Here is a 16,777-nt window from a genome sequence, read left to right as displayed (position 1 = left end):
AAGAGCTTTAAAAATTAGATAAAATTATTATGAAATAACAATATTAATTTTAAGGGTTACGCCCTTCAATCAGGCGACTTATCACCGCATCAGAATAATCAAGCAGTTTGCCAAAGGCGGTGGCTATGTCACGTCTTGCTGCTTTGTCATATTTATTTTGGGCAATCATTTCTGCCTTTTTCTTCTTTAGGGCCTGATATTTTTCAAGCGTATCGCCCTTATAAATTAAAAAAAGCGTTTTTCCCTCTGTTCTCGCCGGGTCAAACAGGTCAGTCACCAGAAAATCATTTTCCCGGTAATATTTGACGTCGTTGCGCTCGGCAATATGGCTGACCACCGGTTCCCATTTGCTTGCTTCTTCTTCCGTGAACATTTCACTAAGGCCAATTTGTTTAACATCCATATTGACCACTTCGGCAAAAGCAGCAATCACGCCCATATGGAAATAGATATTTTCAACAGTGAAATCCTCCAAATTCTGCGCGTGGGCTTGCGTGGAAAAAGTAAGAATTGCGAAGAGAACGAGTTTTCTGATCATCTGAGTATCCTGCAATAATTGTATCTTCGGCCATGGTATAAATATTTATTCAAAAGATCAATTGGCCGTTGCAGGGACAAGGATGTGTCGTTATATTGCCAGCAGTTTGACGGAATGTAGCGCAGCATGGTAGCGCACTTGACTGGGGGTCAAGGGGTCGCAGGTTCAAATCCTGTCATTCCGACCAATCATTATAAGGCCCGGTGGAAAACTGCCGGGCCTTTTTAGTTTTATGGATCAAGTCCCAGCTCAGCGCGCAGTTTTTTTGTCAGGCGGGCGGCGATAATGTCATAGGCCGATTTTAAATAATCCTTTAAATCATCATCGCTCATAGTGTCCGCATCCGTGATCTGAACCCATTTCGCCCGGGCGAGGTAAGGGGCGGGTTCAATCCCGTCCAGCTCACATAAGATCTGAAAATTATGATCGCTGCATTTAAAACTGAGACGGTGTGGCTCACCAACAGTATCGCAAGAATGAATGGCAAAAATCTTGCCGCCAATTTTCCAGACACTGTTATCATCCCACTGAATGACATTTGTGGTGGATTTCAGACTTTTGCAAAATTTGTTAAATTCTTCTAACGTCATGGTGACCCCCTATAATTGATCGGTGCAAATATTGACCTTAGCCGCGACTATGATAAACTTTTAATCGTTAAAATAACAGAGGGGAATTTTATGCCGAAACCGGGTGTATCAGACGAAAAAAGACGGGATTTTTTAAAGCTTGCCAGCAGCCTGTCTGCCGGGGTGATTTTAAGCGGTTCCGCCGCCACCATGGCGCGGGCGCAAGCTTCCGGCATGGCCGAAGCGCCGCCGCAGACGGTTGAAGATCAGTTTGACCCGTGGATTGAGCTTAATATCGATAATCTGAACCATAATATTGCCGAAGTGAGGAAGAAAATAGACGGCCGCCCGATCATGGCGGTGATTAAATGCAATGCCTACGGCCACGGGCTGATTGAAATGGCGACTAGCATGGCAATGGAAGGGATCAACCATTTCGCCGTTGTCAAAATGGATGAAGCCGAAAATCTCCGCCACCATAAAGTAAGCGGCATGATTTTAAACCTTGGCCCTTTTTCGGCGCGGGACGCACGCACCGCCATCACCCATGATATCAGCCAGTCTGTTTTCTCGGATGCCGTTGATATTTTGAACGAGGAAGCCGGAAAGCTGGGCCGGATTGCCAAAGTCCATATCGAGCTGGATACCGGGCTCGGCCGGGTCGGTGTTCCCTATAAATTGGCCGATGCCTTTGTCGAGAAAGTGGCAAAGCTCCCCCACATAAAAATAGAGGGGCTGATGACCGCCATGACCGAGGATGCGGATTTCAACCCCATCCAGATCGCCCGCCTTAATGCGGTTTATGATAACGCCAAAGCAAAGGGGATAGACCTTGGCATTCGTCATGCCGCCTCCAGCGCGGAAGTGGACCATGACCCCAATGCCCATCTGGATATGGTGCGCCCGGGTAGCGCTCTTGTCGGGCTCGAACCATTGCCCAATATGGATATAAAACCGGTGCTTTCGGTCAAAACCAGAGTGCTTTATATCAAGGACATGGAAGTTGGCGAAAGCATTGGTTATCATCAGGCTTATAAGGTCATGAAACCGATGAAGATTGTCACCCTGCCGCTTGGCTATTCCGACGGTTTTTCGCTTAAATCAGTGGATAATGCAAATGTTATCATCGCGGGTAAAAAATACCCGATGATCGCCATGATCACCGCCAATCACACCATCATTGATGTGACGGGGTCGGAGGGGATTAATATCGGCGATATCGTCACCATCATCGGCCGTGACGGGGATGCGGAAATAACCAACACCGACTATTCAAACCAGACCGGCGGCCATGCCTATCATACAGCCAATTGCCTGAAACCATATCTGACCCGGCTTAAGGTCTGATGATGAAGTGGGAACTTAAGGAATATTTGCTGTAGCTCTTAATATTATGAAGTTGGGTATCTCATATGCGGATTCCCCCCATCTTGTAATATTTAGATCGGAATAATTTGACCGTTATCATTGTTTATCTTCTTATAACGCGGAATCCGTTCCATTCAGAACGCTTTGTTTTTTTTATAATGGTGCGTGCCGACAGGCTGGCCCATTCCCACGAGTCCCACCAACTTCCTCCCCGTTCCGCAGTCAAATCACAATCACTTACAATTCTTGGATTAGGTTTTAGATTTAGATCTGCATTATAGCAGCCCATCACCAACTCAGCAGCATTGCCAATTACATCATATAGCCCAAAATGGTTTGGGGCATAATTGCCAACATGCTCCGGCATATCTTCATCTACTTTCGATGAACAACCACTACACAGTGCGTTACCCTCACCAATTTCATCGCCCCACCAATATATAGTCTCTGTATTGCCCCGGGCAGCATATTCCCATTGCTCTTCGGTTGGAATTAAGTATTCCTTGCCTGTCTTTTGACTCAGCCACGCTACATACTCCATCGCATCCTTAAGATTAATGCCCGTGACAGGCAGTCTATTTACGTTCACCTCTTCTGTTCGATTAAATGCTGAACAGAAGGGGTTTTTTTTGCATATATCATAACTACTGGGCGGGGAATAACTGCATCCGCCATCATTGACACAGGCCATATACTGTTGAAAAGTGACTTCATATTTTCCCATATAGAACCCATCTTCAATGACCACACGATGCAGCTTCTGCTCCCAATCAAATGCATTCTTATCATATGGCCGTGCCCCCATCATAAATTCTCCGGCCGGGATAAAGACCATTTCCGGACAATTATCACAATCGACTATTGACTGTATTTGTGCATCATCACCAGAGGAACATCCCTGTAGAAAAGCCAGTAACAAAGAAAAAATTATGTAAGTTTTAAAATTCACCCGCCAAGCTCCATTATTCAGGTATTTATGATTATTTATTCATCTTGTATAAACTTAATTTTCATTGATCTTTTCCAACAATCTCTCAGCCTCAATATAACCGGGTTTGCTTAGGCCCGTTTCCCTCATCTCTATGCGCACATCGCCGCTATTACCTTTTGGGATAAAAACCGGGGTTCGGTTATCCCGTGGCTTTGCGGACTTTTTAAGCCATGATATGGCTGTGTCCGTATCCCCGGCTTCATAGGCGGCAAGGCCCAGTTGGTACTGCGCTTCCTGATCGCCGTTTGCGGCAAGGCATTCAGTATATTTTTCAGAGTATATTTCCTGACCGGCATATTGGCCGCAATCCTGAAATCCGGCCGCGCAACCGCAAAGCGCGAGCAGGAGGAGGGGCAGCTTTAAGGCGAAGCTTAAAAATTTTAAATGTCGGGAAAAAATAAACAAACATACCCCCAATGTCATGACTTATAAATTCAGCCTAATCCATCGTATCAGTAAAATCAAATATTGTATTCCAAGCCGTCATACCCGCGCAGGCGGGTATCCATTGATCAGGAGGACAGCAAATGACAGGGGTTTCATGGACACCTGCTTTCGCAGGAGTGACGATGATGGATCGTTAAATCAGGTCCATGGTTTTAAAGCTGTTGTGACCGGACTTTGAAATGATCAAATGATCATGAAGAAGGACGCCGAGCTGGTTGCCAGCATCCATAATTTTTCGTGTCATTTCAATATCTTCGCGGCTTGGAGTCGGGTCGCCGCTTGGGTGATTATGGACAAGGATAATGGCGGTGGAGCCAAGCTCAAGTGCGCGTTTGATAATTTCCCGCGGGTAAACCGGGGTATGATCAATGGTGCCTTCCTGCATTTTTTCATCACTGATCAGCCGGTTCTGACGGTCAAGGAAGAGCACGCGAAACTGTTCCTTTTTCTTATAGGCCATCTGGGCAGAACAGTAATTGATCAGCGCCTGCCAGTTGCTGAGCACCGGTTTATCAAGGATAAGGCCCTGGGCCAGTTTCTGGGCGCTGGCTTCGGTCAGTTTTAGAACGGTAATGACATTTTCACCGACACCGGAAATTTCCGATAAGCGTTCCGGGGCTGCGCTGATTACTTCGGCGTAGGAGCCGAAATGATTAATCAGGTCCTTGGCCAGTGGTTTGACATCGCGGCGCGGGATTGCGGTCATCAGTAAAAGTTCAAGAAGTTCATAATCAGCCAACGCCTCCACCCCGCCTTTGCGGAACCGTGCCTTAAGGCGTTCTCTGTGGCCCGCTTTATGATCAGTCATAAGGCGGTTTGGTAAACCCTTTTGGTGAAAGGGTGAAAATCTCCACCCCGTCAGCGGTTACCCCCATACTATGTTCAAACTGCGCGGAAAGGGATTTGTCCCTTGTCACCGCGGTCCAGTCATCGGCAAGAACCTTCACATCTTTTGTGCCGAGGTTAATCATCGGCTCAATGGTAAAAAACATCCCTTCCTTAAGTTCGGCCCCCTGGCCCGGGCGGCCATAATGCAGAACATTGGGGCTGTCATGGAATATCCGGCCCAAACCGTGGCCGCAGAAAACCTCAACCACGCTACAACGCTGGCTGTGGGCATATTCCTGAATGGCGTAGCCGATATCACCCATAGTATTGCCGGGTTTTACCTGTTCAATGCCGCGCATCAGACATTCATAGGTAATATCGATCAGGCGTTTTGCCTTGACATTGGGGGTGCCGACATAAAACATGCGGCTAGTATCGCCGTACCATCCGTCGACAATGACCGTGACATCAATATTAATAATATCGCCGTCCTTTAATTTTTTAGGCCCCGGAATACCGTGGCAGACCACATGATTAACCGACGTACAGATTGATTTTGGAAAACCGTGGTAATTAAGGGGCGCGCTGATGGCACCATGATCGGCGACAAATTCGGCACATAATCTGTCCAGCTCGTCCGTGGTTACACCCGGCACCACATGCGGCGTGATCATATCAAGGGTGCGTGCGGCCAGATTGCCCGCCTTTCGCATGCCTTCAAAGTCAGCCGGATCATATATTTTTATCGCATTTGTCGCCTCAATCGGGGCTTCTGATGCTTTTACGTATCTCATTCAATTTCCAATAGGGGAATAGCTTCCCCGACATTAATTGCTTTTGGAGTAACATCGCATATATAGCAATATGCTTCCACACCTTTTTTCTTTGCCGTTTTTAAAGCATCTGAATAAGCGGGGTCAATGTCTGATGCAATCCTGAATTTTTCCAGGTCTCCCCTCTGCGCCAGATAAAGCATGACGCTGCGAAAACCCTGATCGGTCATGTCGCCCAATTCGGCCAGATGCTTGGCGCCGCGGGCAGTGACGGCGTCGGGAAATTCACCAATGCCGCTTTCCCGGCTAAGGGTGACGCTTTTAACCTCGACATAGCAGTCGGGGTTGCCGTCATTATGATCGCTTAAAAATATATCAATGCGGCTGTTCTGGCCGTATTTCATTTCGCGGCGTAAATTCTGATAGCCCTGCAGCTCGGCAATTTTACCGCTCAATATGGCTTCTTCAACAATGCGGTTAGGAAGGGAGGTATTAATTCCGACCAAAGCATCCCCCGCCTGAACCAGTTCCCATTTATAGGAAAGTTTGGCTTTGGGGTTGGTGGCCGGGGATAGCCAGACCGGGAAGCCCTCGTCCTTAAGGCCCATCATGGAGCCACTGTTGGCGCAGTGTGCGGTGACAATCTCGCCGCTGTCCAGTTTGACGTCGGCAAGAAAGCGTTTATATCTTTTTATCAGGGTGCCTTTTAAAAGGTCATGTTCATAATTCATAAGTTAGGATATAATCATATAAACAAATTTATTCAATTAAGTTGATGGAAGAATGGTAAAAAAAGTTAAAGCAGCGCTTATCGTTATTGGCGATGAAATCCTTTCCGGCCGCACCCGGGACGCCAATATAAATTATATTGCCAACTGGTTAGGCGGACTTGGCATTATCCTTGATGAAGTCAGGGTCATTCCCGATGATGCGACACGCATCCAGAAAACCGTTAATGATTGTCGGAAGGCTTTTGATTATGTTTTCACCACCGGCGGTATCGGCCCGACACATGATGATATAACGGCGGCCAATGTCGCAGCAGCTTTTGGGGTCAAATTCTCATTAAATGAAAAAGCAAGAAAACTATTGGAAGATAATATAGGGAAAGACAATATGACGGAAGCACGGCTCAGGATGGCGATGATTCCGGAAGGGGCAAGCCTGATCAAAAATCCGGTCAGCGCGGCACCCGGTTTTCAGCTTGACAATGTATTTGTCCTTGCCGGAATTCCGGTTGTTATGCAAAGCATGCTGCTTGATGTTGAGAACCGGATTTCCGGTGGTGCAAAAATATCATCAAAAGCCATTCATGTTTTTGCCGGAGAAAGTCAGTTTGCCGATATTCTGTCTGAAATTGAAGACCAGTTTGAAAATCTGACGATCGGAAGCTACCCATTTTACAAAGGCGGCACCTATGGCGCGACATTTGTGCTTCGCTCACCTGTTCTTTCAGAGGTTGATGGGGCGCTTGCATTATTAAAGAGCAAAATCAACGAAAGCGGCGTGGAATTTTTCATGGGCGAGGCCCCAGATTAATTGGGAAATCTGCCAATTTTGATATAAAAATTAAAAAAGTTGAAAAAAAGCAAAACTCATGGTTCCATTCATGAATAATATATGGCATACCCTCTTATCGTTTTATCAATCACGATTTTACAGGCGCTCGTGGTGAAATTGGTAAACACAGCAGACTTAAAATCTGCCGCCCTCACGGGCTTGCCGGTTCAAGTCCGGCCGAGCGCACCATATTAATCTATCTTCATAACTATTTGATTTTATTTAATTTTTACAAAAATAAATTCATTCACTTTCATAAATATTTGCTTCCAATGCTCTATGCTTCAATGTAAGTGGCTGCCTTATGGTTAATAAATCTAATTATTTCTGCTAATTTTCTTAATTGAAGCAGTTGGAATAAAAGGATTTTTATAATTTGTTAACCTTGTATATGTAAAAATGTTCCTTTCAGGTTTTCTTTAAAACGGTAAGCTTATGAAAGTCAGCAGGGGATTACAGGGATTACAGCTAAGTATTTAAAATGACAGATAAATATTCTTCACAAGGCCTGATCAAACTGGCGCAGGAAAATTCCTCGGGATCAAAAAAAATCCTGATGGAAAATATTTCTGATCTGTTCCTGTCCTCGGAAGGACGACTGAACGAGCATGAACGTGTCCTGATGAATGATATTATGGTCAAACTTTTAAAAAGTGTCGAAAGAGCGATCCGTAAGGATCTGGCAGAGCGATTGGCTGAATCAGAAGAAATGTCACCAGAGCTGGTGACGATGCTTGCCAATGATCATATTGAAGTTGCCCGTCCGGTTCTTGAAAAAAGTTCGCTTTTAAAAGATGAGGATCTGATCGAAACGATTCGCAACCGTACGGATGCCCACAGATTGGCCATTGCTATTCGTGCCCATGTCAGTACCGAGGTCTCAAAGGAGCTTATTGAGCATGGCAGCATCGATGTTATTGAGGCACTGGTGCGAAATGAGAATGCCGAACTTTCAAGGGCATCAATTGATTATCTTGTTCAGGAATCCCGTTCTGTTGATCGTTTTCAGGAACCGCTCCTTAACCGGAATGACCTTACTTTTGAGCTTGCCCATAAAATGTACTGGTGGGTATCTGCGGCGCTCAGACGGAAAATTGTAGCGGAATTCGATGTGGATCAGACCATTCTGGATGATGCCCTTGAAATGGTGACCAAGAAAATCGTCAACAAACATGATGAAAAAGAAGGGGTGATGAGCAAGGCAATTCACCTGGTTAAAAACCTGGCGGAGCAGAGAAAACTGAATTTCGATTTTGTGGTAACATCGTTAAGGCAGGAGCGAATCAATGTGGCCGTTGCGGCTCTTGCGGAGCTTAGCGGGCTCAGTGTCAAAATTATCTGGCGGGTTCTTCGTGAAAGGAATGATGAGAGCCTTGCTGTGATTTCAAGAGCTATAGGCCTTGAAAAAAGCCAATTTTCAACGATGTTTCTGTTGATTTTACAAACCAACAGCGGGCCGAAAGCCCGTTCAACGTCGATTTTAAATGCGATGTTGAGTTTATATGATAGAATAAAACCGGCAAATGCAAGGGCTGCTGTTCGCTATTGGCAGCGAGATTTTAGTTACCAGCAGGCCCAGATGCAGCTTAAGGATGCGAGTTAAGTTTTGCTCGTAAATGCAGAATGGCATTGAAAAATATAGGAATGTAAAGTGCGTAATGTAAATAACATAACAGATAAAACGATTATTCCGCTTGAAATCGTGGAGAAGCTACGGGCTGAGAAGCTGGTTAAAACCCAGCTCAGCAAAAGTGAGCATCCAACCGTAAAAGAACAAATTCATTCGCTTCTGGCAAAAATGAAATTTGACGATATGGTTCCCCTTTACGTATCAACGATCGGCGGTGAGTTGGTTTATGTCAATGATGGCTATCGCGCCCTTGTTAGTGACAGTGAATCAATTGGCGGCATGGTTCATAAAGCGGACGGCGATTATAAATTACCACCAAGTCTTATTTCCATATTGAATGAAGTCCAGCTGACCCGCAGCAGTGTAACCGTTGAAGAGTCTATTCATATTCATGGCAACATACGCCAGTACAGATCACGTCATTTCCCCATTTGTGATGATGACGGTTATGTGATTGCGGTGGGGGGCACCTATACGGACTGTACTGAACAATATAAAGTCAGCAATGCCGAGGATTCAACACTGACGGAACAGCGCTACCGTGATTTTGCCCGTGCGACCTCGGACTGGTACTGGGAAGTCGATAAATCGATGAAACTGACATATGTCTCAAACCGTTTTACGGCGATTACCGGTATTCCGTCATTTTTGATGGTCGGCAAACAGATTGATGACATTGGTGAGCTGAAAAACGGTTTTGAAGGTGAAAAAATAGAAAGCAGTTCATTTATGAACAAAAATGCACCATTCAGGGATCAGCTTCTGGTTCTGGAGGGTCAGGAAGGCGAAGATATTTATATATTCCTCAGTGGTGTTCCAATGTTTGATGTGGAAAGTGGTGAATTTCACGGCTTCAGGGGGGCCGGCACCGATGTCACTGAAAGTTATAAGGCAAGGGCAAGAGCAGAAAAAATGCAGAAATCCCTTGAAGATACGCTTTATGACTTGAAAGATAAAAGGGCTCAGCTTGATATTGCGACCAAACAGGCGGAAGCGGCACTGGAAGCAAAAAGCGATTTTCTTGCCGCTATGAGCCATGAGCTCAGAACGCCACTCAATGCCATTATAGGATTTGCAGAAGCGATGAGCATGCAGGCGTTTGGTGAGCTGAATGATCAGTATATTTCCTATAGCAATGATATCATGAATGCAGGACGACATCTGCTTCATCTGATAAATGACATTCTTGATGTCGCCGTTCTTGAAAGCGGAAAAATTCAGCTGGATACGGAAAATGTTTCACTCAAGCAAGTAATTGAAAAAGCACTAAACCTGGTCGTTATCAGTGCAGATAATAAGAATATCGACACCAGTATGGTAAGGGTTAAAGAAGACAAGGATATCTTCGTTGATAGTAGGCGCGTTACCCAGGTATTCGTTAACCTGTTGAGTAACGCCGTTAAGTTTACCCCTGAAGGCGGCAAAATTGGTGTCCGGCTAGAAAATGTTACTGAGGATATTATTGGCATCACGATCTGGGATACGGGGATTGGAATTTCACCTGAACAACAGGAACTTGTGTTTGAAAAATTCCATCAGGACCGTGGTCATATTTATTCACGTAAGGAAGAAGGAACGGGGCTTGGCCTTCATATTTCAAAGCATCTGGCCAAACAGATGGGCGGGGATATTCTTCTGAAAAGCAGAGTGGGTGAAGGCTCTGAGTTTACAGTACTCTTACCGCTTGCCGGATAAGTTCAGCCAATAAATTGTTCCGTTAAAATGCGCTCCTCAAGCGTATGATCTTTGTCAAACAATAGCGTTTTTGTTATTGACTGATCCTGCCTGACAGTAACATACATAACATTTCTTACTTCAATCGTATCGGCAACCGCGCTAACCGGCCGTTTTTGCGGATGACAAATTTCAAGTTTAATTTCCACATCCTGTGACATCAAAGCGCCGCGCCACCGGCGAGGTCTGAAGGCACTGATCGGTGTCAGGGCAAGAATATTGGCGTTCATGGGGATAATCGGGCCATGCGCTGACAGGTTATAGGCTGTACTGCCTGCCGGAGTAGATATAAGCACGCCATCGCAGGCGAGCTCTTCCAGCCGGAGTTTATTATCAACATAAATTTTAATTTTTGCAGTCTGCCTTGTCTCGCGAAGTAAAGAAACTTCGTTAAAAGCGAGTGCCTCCGTTACCTGATTATCGACGGTGACGGCAACCATATTTAATGGATGCATTTTAACGGGAATGGCATTTTTAATGCGATTAATCAGATCGTCCGGATTGAATTCATTAAGCAGAAATCCGACAGTTCCCAAATTCATTCCAAAAATCGGTATTTCAAGATGAAGAAATTCATGAAGCAGATGAAGCATAAAGCCGTCACCGCCGAGTGCAACAATTACATCGGCCTGATCCACGGGCACAAAATTATAAAGCTTTCTGATCTGTTCAGCTGATCTGGTTGCGGCTTCACTGTCGCCATTTACCAATGCAAGCTTAATGTCGGTTTGGGACATGATTTACCTAACTGCATGTAAAATAAATAATTGCGTTAGAATATAGGATTACGGGACGAGTCTTCAACCCATTTGTGTAAAATGCTTTTGGCTCGTTGTTCGCTTGTATTCACAAACTGACTGTAGGCATGCTCTATTTCTGGCTGTGACAGTTCTGTATCCATCATTTTCGCCTCACGGGTAAGCCGGAACATGGTCAGAAATACAGATTTATCAATTTTTGCAGCGCAGCAGGCAATCGCCAGTGCGGATGGCCCCCGTTCATAAAGAATATTATACATAATCGCTTCGGGAATATTCAGAATTTCGGCAAAGGCCAGCTCAAAAAGTCTTATATTTCCCTGACGAAGACTTTTCATCAGGAAGGATATATGAAGTTTATTGGCTTTCTTCAGTTTATCGATAAGGGTCTTTTCACTATCGCCCTTGTTTATTCTGAGTTCATCTTCACTTTTTAACTCATCTACACTTTCGGAAAGGATTGTTTCCAGTTCTTCAGCGGAAAATGAATGTATTTCCAGGAGTTCCTGTTTTAGCGACATAGAAACCCAGCTATACATACGGGCAGCAATATGTTTCGGTAAATCTTCCCGGTGAATAATAGGAGACTGAAGAACTTCCCTTGTTTTTGATTTTTCCACAAGCAGTTCGATGGTTTCATTATCGATCCTTGCTTCCTTATTGGTAAGCATGGTAACGATAACGCCGTCATCATCAGTTTTAACCAACTCCCGACAAACTTCTGAAGAAAGCATTTTACGGGCAGCGATACTTAACTGATGCTGCCGTGATTTTCTCTGGATGATGTTGACGAGTTCCCGGTCGGTCAGGAGTGTATTCTGGATAAGAACGGGGTTGGCGACTTCAATTTCATCATTGGCAAGTAAGATAATCAGTTCCACCGGAACATCGTCTTTATCGGCAAGCTTTAACGAAAGCTTTCTTCTCAGGCTGACCTCAACGTCCCGGATAATTCTGCCGAGAATATCCATCATCAGATCAATTTCAGTAGAGGAAATTTGTTGGTACTGGGATTCAATTAAGTCCGTAATACCATTAAACAAATCTGCCCGGCCTTTCTTGCTACTGTCATGGGCCAGCTTAATCAGATTTTGTATTTCTTCGCCTGTATTTATCATATCGCTCATTTATACTCACCAATATCATTCCAACTCATGAGGAAGATATTTTCTGCTTATTTTAATATATTACTAAATATATGCGTAAAAGGTTAAGAAAATGCATAATCATTTGGAATAATTTCAAAAATTTCCAAAATATAATATCAATTTATAGAATAATAATTATTTGATTATGTCCAGGGCCGCTTCTTCTGTTTCAGATAATGCTCTCAGGACGGCGGCATTGGCTTTATAGGCATGTTTTGCTTTTATAAGTTCTGAAAATTCAATTGCAGGATCTACATTGGGAATGTCCACAAATCCGTTACTGTTAGACGCAGGATCATTAGGACTATAAAGTGAAAATGAAGCCGGGTTAACAGGAACTTTAGTCGCGATGACACCGCCATTCCTGCCACTACTATTAATCACTTTTTGTGGAACATAAGCGCGAGTCGAACGGAGTGCCGCGGTGGAGGTATCACCACCGAGCGGGAGTGAGGTATTATAGGCATTAACGATATTATTGGCAGCGGTGCTGGCTCTCGTTGATGCCGCTAGTAACCCGGACAGACTTGTACTAATTCCATTTATCATGCATACAGAATAAAAATGAATTTCTAAATATTCATTAATGAAAAGCGACAATTTTAACTATTGAATATGATTATTTTTCAGCGATATCAGCAAGGGTTCTGGATAGATTGAGATATCCGTTTATTCGGCTTTCAATTTTTGACCATTTACGCACATAAACAAGCCTGTGATCTGGTCTGATTTTGGTGATACTGTCCTGTTTGGTCAGAAATTCTATAAGGCCGGCAGGGTTGGCAAATTTTGAATTTCTGAAAGCAACGATTGCCCCCTTAGGCCCGGTTTCAATTTTTTCAATTCCTGCTCGTCGGCAATATTGTTTGATTTCAATAATTTTAAGAAGATGTTCGACTTCCTCAGGTAATTTACCAAATCTGTCAATAAGTTCTGCGCCAAAGGCATCAATATCACGTTTGTCATGAAGGTCGGCAATTCGCCGATAGAGAGACATGCGAAGGTTAAGGTCTTTAACATACCGCTCAGGGATCATAACACTGGCACCGACATTGATTTGTGGTGACCAGCTATCTTCAAATTCCTCGTCAAAAGCACCGGATTTTGTCTGTGCGACAGCTTCTTCAAGCATTTGCTGGTAAAGTTCGATACCGACTTCCCTGATATGACCTGACTGCTCATCGCCGAGCAGATTACCGGCACCTCTAATATCAAGATCATGACTGGCGAGGGTAAAACCTGCCCCAAGAGTATCAAGGGTCTGCAATACATGAAGCCTTTTTTCAGCTTGCGGGGTCGGGATTCTTCGGGGGGGCAGGGTAAGATAGGCATAGGCACGAACCTTTGATCGGCCAACCCGTCCTCTTAATTGATAAAGCTGTGCCAGTCCGTAATTGTCTGCCCGGTGAATAATCATTGTGTTTGCTGTCGGAATATCAAGACCACTTTCCACGATAGTGGTCGAAAGCAGGACATCATAAGCGCCATCATAAAATGCATTCATAATGTCTTCGATTTGCCCGGGGGCCATTTGGCCATGTGCTGTGACAAATTTAATTTCAGGCACGGTTTCTTTCAGAAATTCTCCAACTTCCTTAAGGTCGGAAATGCGCGGGCATACATAAAAACTTTGTCCACCCCGGTAATGTTCCCTAAGCAGGGCTTCCCTGATCACCAGATCATCCATCGGCAGAACAAAGGTACGGACGGCAAGCCTGTCCACCGGTGGTGTGGCAATAAGGCTTAAGCCCTGTATGCCACTCATGGCCAGTTGTAGTGTTCTTGGGATAGGTGTAGCCGTTAAAGTCAGCACATGTACATTGCTTTTTAATTTTTTCAGCTTTTCTTTATGAACAACACCAAAATGTTGCTCTTCATCAATGATCAACAGGCCAAGATTATTAAACTTTACAGTTTCACTTAATACAGCGTGGGTACCGACCAATATCTCGCAGTCGCCTTTTGCCACTTCTTCCTTAGTCAGTTTCTGGTCTTTTGAGCTGACGAGGCGCGACAAATGTCCGATTTTTATATTAAGCCCTTTAAATCGTTCACAGAATGTTTTGTAATGCTGCCTCGCGAGCAGGGTGGTCGGTGCAATGATGGCAACCTGATACCCTTCCATTACAGACAGAAATGCGCTTCTTAAGGCAACTTCAGTTTTGCCAAAGCCCACATCACCGCAAATCAGGCGGTCCATCGGACGTCCGCTTGACAAATCATCAATCACATCACCTATAGCCCTCAATTGATCGTCAGTTTCCGTATAGGGGAAGCGGGCACAAAATTCATTATAAAGCCCATCTGCGGGCTTTATAACTTCGCCTTTGCGAAGCGCACGTTCGGCCGCAACCTTGATCAGTTCATCGGCCATCTCACGGATGCGTTTTTTCAGCCTTGCTTTTCGGCTCTGCCAGGCGACACCGCCCAGTTTATCAAGTTTGGCATCACTGTCTTCATTGCCATAACGGCTAAGGACTTCGATATTTTCAACCGGCACATAGAGTTTATCGCCGTCCTGATAATTAAGCAGGACACAGTCATGGGCAGCGCCATCAACCTCAATTGTTTTAAGGCCGACATAACGACCAATTCCATGATCCAGATGAATGACCAGATCACCGGGGGTTAGCGCTGATGCTTCTGAAATAAAATTTTCCGCTTTTCGGCTGCGCCTGACTTTTCGGATCAGGCGATCCCCCAAAATATCCTGTTCAGATATGATGGCAAACTTATCTGTCTCAAAGCCCGCTTCCAGAGGAAGGATTATAAGCCCGATCACTTCTTTCGGCAGACGACTGGCGCTTTTCCAGCTGTCCAGCTGCTTATGGTTAGCCATGCCATGATCCTTAAGAACGGCACTTAATCTATCCTGAGCGCCAATACTGTAACTGGCAAGATAGGTTTTTTTGCCCTTTTCCTGAAGGCTTACGATATGTTTTCTTAAGGCATCATATATATTGGTGTTTTTATCATTCCGCTCCGGAGCAAAACTCCGCCCCGCCACACCTTTAAAAGCGCGGACATTATCAGAAGAGGGAACATTGAAAGGATTAAGCTGATGTATATGAAATTTTTCAGCTAAATCCTGCCATTCTGCTGCTGTTAAAAATAAGCTTTCCGGAGGAACCGGTTTATAAGGGGCAACCGTACTATTGTTTTTGGGAGTATCTTCAAGCGCCGATTTTCGGGCAAGATAATAATCCGAAATAGCACTAAATCTGTTTTCAAGGGCTTCAGTGGTTAAATTATCCATAGTCACCACTGCATCCGGTAAATAATCGAACAGCGTTTCCAGATTTTCATGAAAAAAGGGAAGCCAATGTTCCATCCCGGCATGACGGCGTCCTTCCATTATGGCCTCATAAAGCGGATCATTGCCTCGGGCAGGGCCAAAATTGCTGACATAGGACCGCCGGAACAGGCCAATTGATTTTTCATCAAGAAAAATTTCACCCATGGGCACCAGTTCAATTTTGTCTGTTTTTTCTTCTGTCCTTTGGCTGATGGGATCAAATATTTTAATCGTGTCAATTTCATCGCCCCAAAGATCAATTCTTAAGGGGTTTTCCGATGCGGAAGGGAAAATATCAATGATATTGCCGCGAATGGCATAATCGCCATGATCTACAACAGTGCTGGCCCGTGAATATCCGTTATGGGTAAGGTAGTTATTAAGGACATCAGTATTCAACCTCTCTCCGACTGAGGCTTTAAAACTTGTGTCCTTTAATGTTTTTCTGGTCGGGATACGCTGAGTGATGGCATTAATAGTCGTGATAATGATCTGTTTTTTTGTCTGATTAAGAATTTTAATCAGACTTGTCATTCTGCGTGCAAGAATATCCGGGTTTGGCGAAACCCGGTCATAGGGCAGACAGTCCCAAGCCGGAAAAGTGATAATTTCTGCCTGTGGGTTAAAAAAGGCGATAAGCTCGGCCATATTTTCCATACGCATATCATCGCGGGCAATATGTAAAATTGACTGATTTTCCCCGATCTCATTTGCCGCTTCGGCAAGAAGCTGTGCATCCATGCCTTCCGGCACGTTGCTTAATATCAGGGGATGTTCGGCACGGATAAAACTGATCACTTGATTATCTTAATATAGTCAATGGATTTAAGCATTTTCATGACGTCATGGTCATATTGTTCAGGTGAAGGGCTGTCATTTGTAATCCAGGCAACAAGATCAGAATCAGCTTCCCGCAGTAGATTTTCATAAAGATCAAGTTGCTCCAGTGTCATTTGATCAAGAAACTGATCAGCAAATGAGCCAAGCAGAATATCTGCTTCCTTAATTCCACGATGCCAGCTTCTGAATTTCAGCCGTTTTCTGCGGATATTGATGTCTTCGTTCTTATCAATTTGGCCTTCAATAAAACCTGGCGTATTAAATTGTGTCACTTAACTTCTCATTCGGCAGTTGGTAA

At 44.6% G+C, this 16,777-nt stretch carries 16 protein-coding genes and 2 tRNA genes; 6 read left to right on the top strand and 12 right to left on the bottom strand.

The window, feature by feature from the left end; translation table 11 throughout:
* Positions 1-49: 49 nt before the first annotated feature.
* Positions 50-538 carry a hypothetical protein gene (locus R3D86_02925; protein ID MEZ5757155.1) on the bottom strand — a complete coding sequence of 163 codons (489 nt, stop codon included), beginning with the start codon at positions 536-538 and terminating at the stop codon, positions 50-52.
* Positions 539-648: 110 nt separating this feature from the next.
* Here R3D86_02925 and R3D86_02920 point away from each other — a divergent pair.
* Positions 649-725: transfer RNA gene (locus tag R3D86_02920), tRNA-Pro, on the top strand.
* A gap of 43 nt (positions 726-768) precedes the next feature.
* On the opposite strand, the gene R3D86_02915 is transcribed toward R3D86_02920, so the two are convergent.
* Positions 769-1,128, bottom strand: a complete 360-nt coding sequence (locus tag R3D86_02915; protein ID MEZ5757154.1) for an MmcQ/YjbR family DNA-binding protein — start codon at positions 1,126-1,128, stop codon at positions 769-771.
* A gap of 90 nt (positions 1,129-1,218) precedes the next feature.
* Between R3D86_02915 and alr the strand changes: the two genes are divergently transcribed.
* On the top strand, positions 1,219-2,454 hold the full coding sequence (gene alr, locus R3D86_02910) for an alanine racemase (GenBank protein MEZ5757153.1): 1,236 nt from the start codon (positions 1,219-1,221) through the stop codon (positions 2,452-2,454).
* A gap of 124 nt (positions 2,455-2,578) precedes the next feature.
* Here alr and R3D86_02905 read toward each other — a convergent pair whose 3' ends face one another.
* The 5 genes from R3D86_02905 to sfsA form a co-directional block, all read right to left on the bottom strand.
* Entirely contained in the window at positions 2,579-3,424 is an 846-nt protein-coding gene (locus R3D86_02905) for an SUMF1/EgtB/PvdO family nonheme iron enzyme (protein MEZ5757152.1), read from the bottom strand.
* Positions 3,425-3,478: 54 nt separating this feature from the next.
* Positions 3,479-3,871 carry a hypothetical protein gene (locus R3D86_02900; GenBank protein ID MEZ5757151.1) on the bottom strand — a complete coding sequence of 131 codons (393 nt, stop codon included), beginning with the start codon at positions 3,869-3,871 and terminating at the stop codon, positions 3,479-3,481.
* A gap of 175 nt (positions 3,872-4,046) precedes the next feature.
* On the bottom strand, positions 4,047-4,721 hold the full coding sequence (radC, locus tag R3D86_02895; protein MEZ5757150.1) for a DNA repair protein RadC: 675 nt from the start codon (positions 4,719-4,721) through the stop codon (positions 4,047-4,049).
* Positions 4,714-5,535: a type I methionyl aminopeptidase gene (map, locus tag R3D86_02890; GenBank protein ID MEZ5757149.1), complete on the bottom strand. Its 822-nt coding sequence runs from the start codon at positions 5,533-5,535 to the stop codon at positions 4,714-4,716. Before map ends, radC begins: the two co-directional genes overlap by 8 nt.
* A complete protein-coding gene (gene sfsA, locus R3D86_02885) occupies positions 5,532-6,245 on the bottom strand; it encodes a DNA/RNA nuclease SfsA (GenBank protein MEZ5757148.1) in 714 nt (237 codons plus the stop codon). Before sfsA ends, map begins: the two co-directional genes overlap by 4 nt.
* Before the next feature lie 52 nt (positions 6,246-6,297).
* On the opposite strand from sfsA, the gene R3D86_02880 reads away from it, so the two are divergent.
* The 4 genes from R3D86_02880 (at position 6,298) to R3D86_02865 (ending at position 10,399) form a co-directional block, all read left to right on the top strand.
* Positions 6,298-7,053 carry a molybdopterin-binding protein gene (locus tag R3D86_02880; protein MEZ5757147.1) on the top strand — a complete coding sequence of 252 codons (756 nt, stop codon included), beginning with the start codon at positions 6,298-6,300 and terminating at the stop codon, positions 7,051-7,053.
* A 123-nt stretch (positions 7,054-7,176) separates the two neighbouring features.
* Positions 7,177-7,263: transfer RNA gene (locus tag R3D86_02875), tRNA-Leu, on the top strand.
* Positions 7,264-7,555: 292 nt separating this feature from the next.
* A complete protein-coding gene (locus tag R3D86_02870; protein ID MEZ5757146.1) occupies positions 7,556-8,677 on the top strand; it encodes a DUF2336 domain-containing protein in 1,122 nt (373 codons plus the stop codon).
* A 48-nt stretch (positions 8,678-8,725) separates the two neighbouring features.
* The gene (locus R3D86_02865; GenBank protein MEZ5757145.1) at positions 8,726-10,399 is read left to right on the top strand and encodes a PAS domain-containing sensor histidine kinase; all 1,674 of its coding nucleotides are present in this window, start codon (positions 8,726-8,728) and stop codon (positions 10,397-10,399) included.
* Positions 10,400-10,401: 2 nt separating this feature from the next.
* On the opposite strand, the gene R3D86_02860 is transcribed toward R3D86_02865, so the two are convergent.
* From R3D86_02860 to R3D86_02840, 5 genes are all read right to left on the bottom strand, one after another.
* On the bottom strand, positions 10,402-11,175 hold the full coding sequence (locus R3D86_02860; protein MEZ5757144.1) for an NAD kinase: 774 nt from the start codon (positions 11,173-11,175) through the stop codon (positions 10,402-10,404).
* Between the two features lie 35 nt (positions 11,176-11,210).
* Positions 11,211-12,323 carry a DUF2336 domain-containing protein gene (locus R3D86_02855; GenBank protein MEZ5757143.1) on the bottom strand — a complete coding sequence of 371 codons (1,113 nt, stop codon included), beginning with the start codon at positions 12,321-12,323 and terminating at the stop codon, positions 11,211-11,213.
* 156 nt (positions 12,324-12,479) lie between these two features.
* Positions 12,480-12,893 (bottom strand): flagellar basal body rod C-terminal domain-containing protein, encoded by a 414-nt coding sequence (locus R3D86_02850; protein ID MEZ5757142.1) that lies wholly within the window; start codon positions 12,891-12,893, stop codon positions 12,480-12,482.
* Between the two features lie 70 nt (positions 12,894-12,963).
* On the bottom strand, positions 12,964-16,437 hold the full coding sequence (gene mfd, locus R3D86_02845; protein ID MEZ5757141.1) for a transcription-repair coupling factor: 3,474 nt from the start codon (positions 16,435-16,437) through the stop codon (positions 12,964-12,966).
* The gene (locus tag R3D86_02840; GenBank protein ID MEZ5757140.1) at positions 16,434-16,751 is read right to left on the bottom strand and encodes a succinate dehydrogenase assembly factor 2; all 318 of its coding nucleotides are present in this window, start codon (positions 16,749-16,751) and stop codon (positions 16,434-16,436) included. Before R3D86_02840 ends, mfd begins: the two co-directional genes overlap by 4 nt.
* Between the last annotated feature and the right edge of the window lie 26 nt (positions 16,752-16,777).

Source organism: Emcibacteraceae bacterium (assembly GCA_041396985.1).
Taxonomy (GTDB): Bacteria; Pseudomonadota; Alphaproteobacteria; order Sphingomonadales; family Emcibacteraceae; genus Pseudemcibacter.
This window is presented reverse-complemented; position numbering and strand designations above follow the sequence as displayed.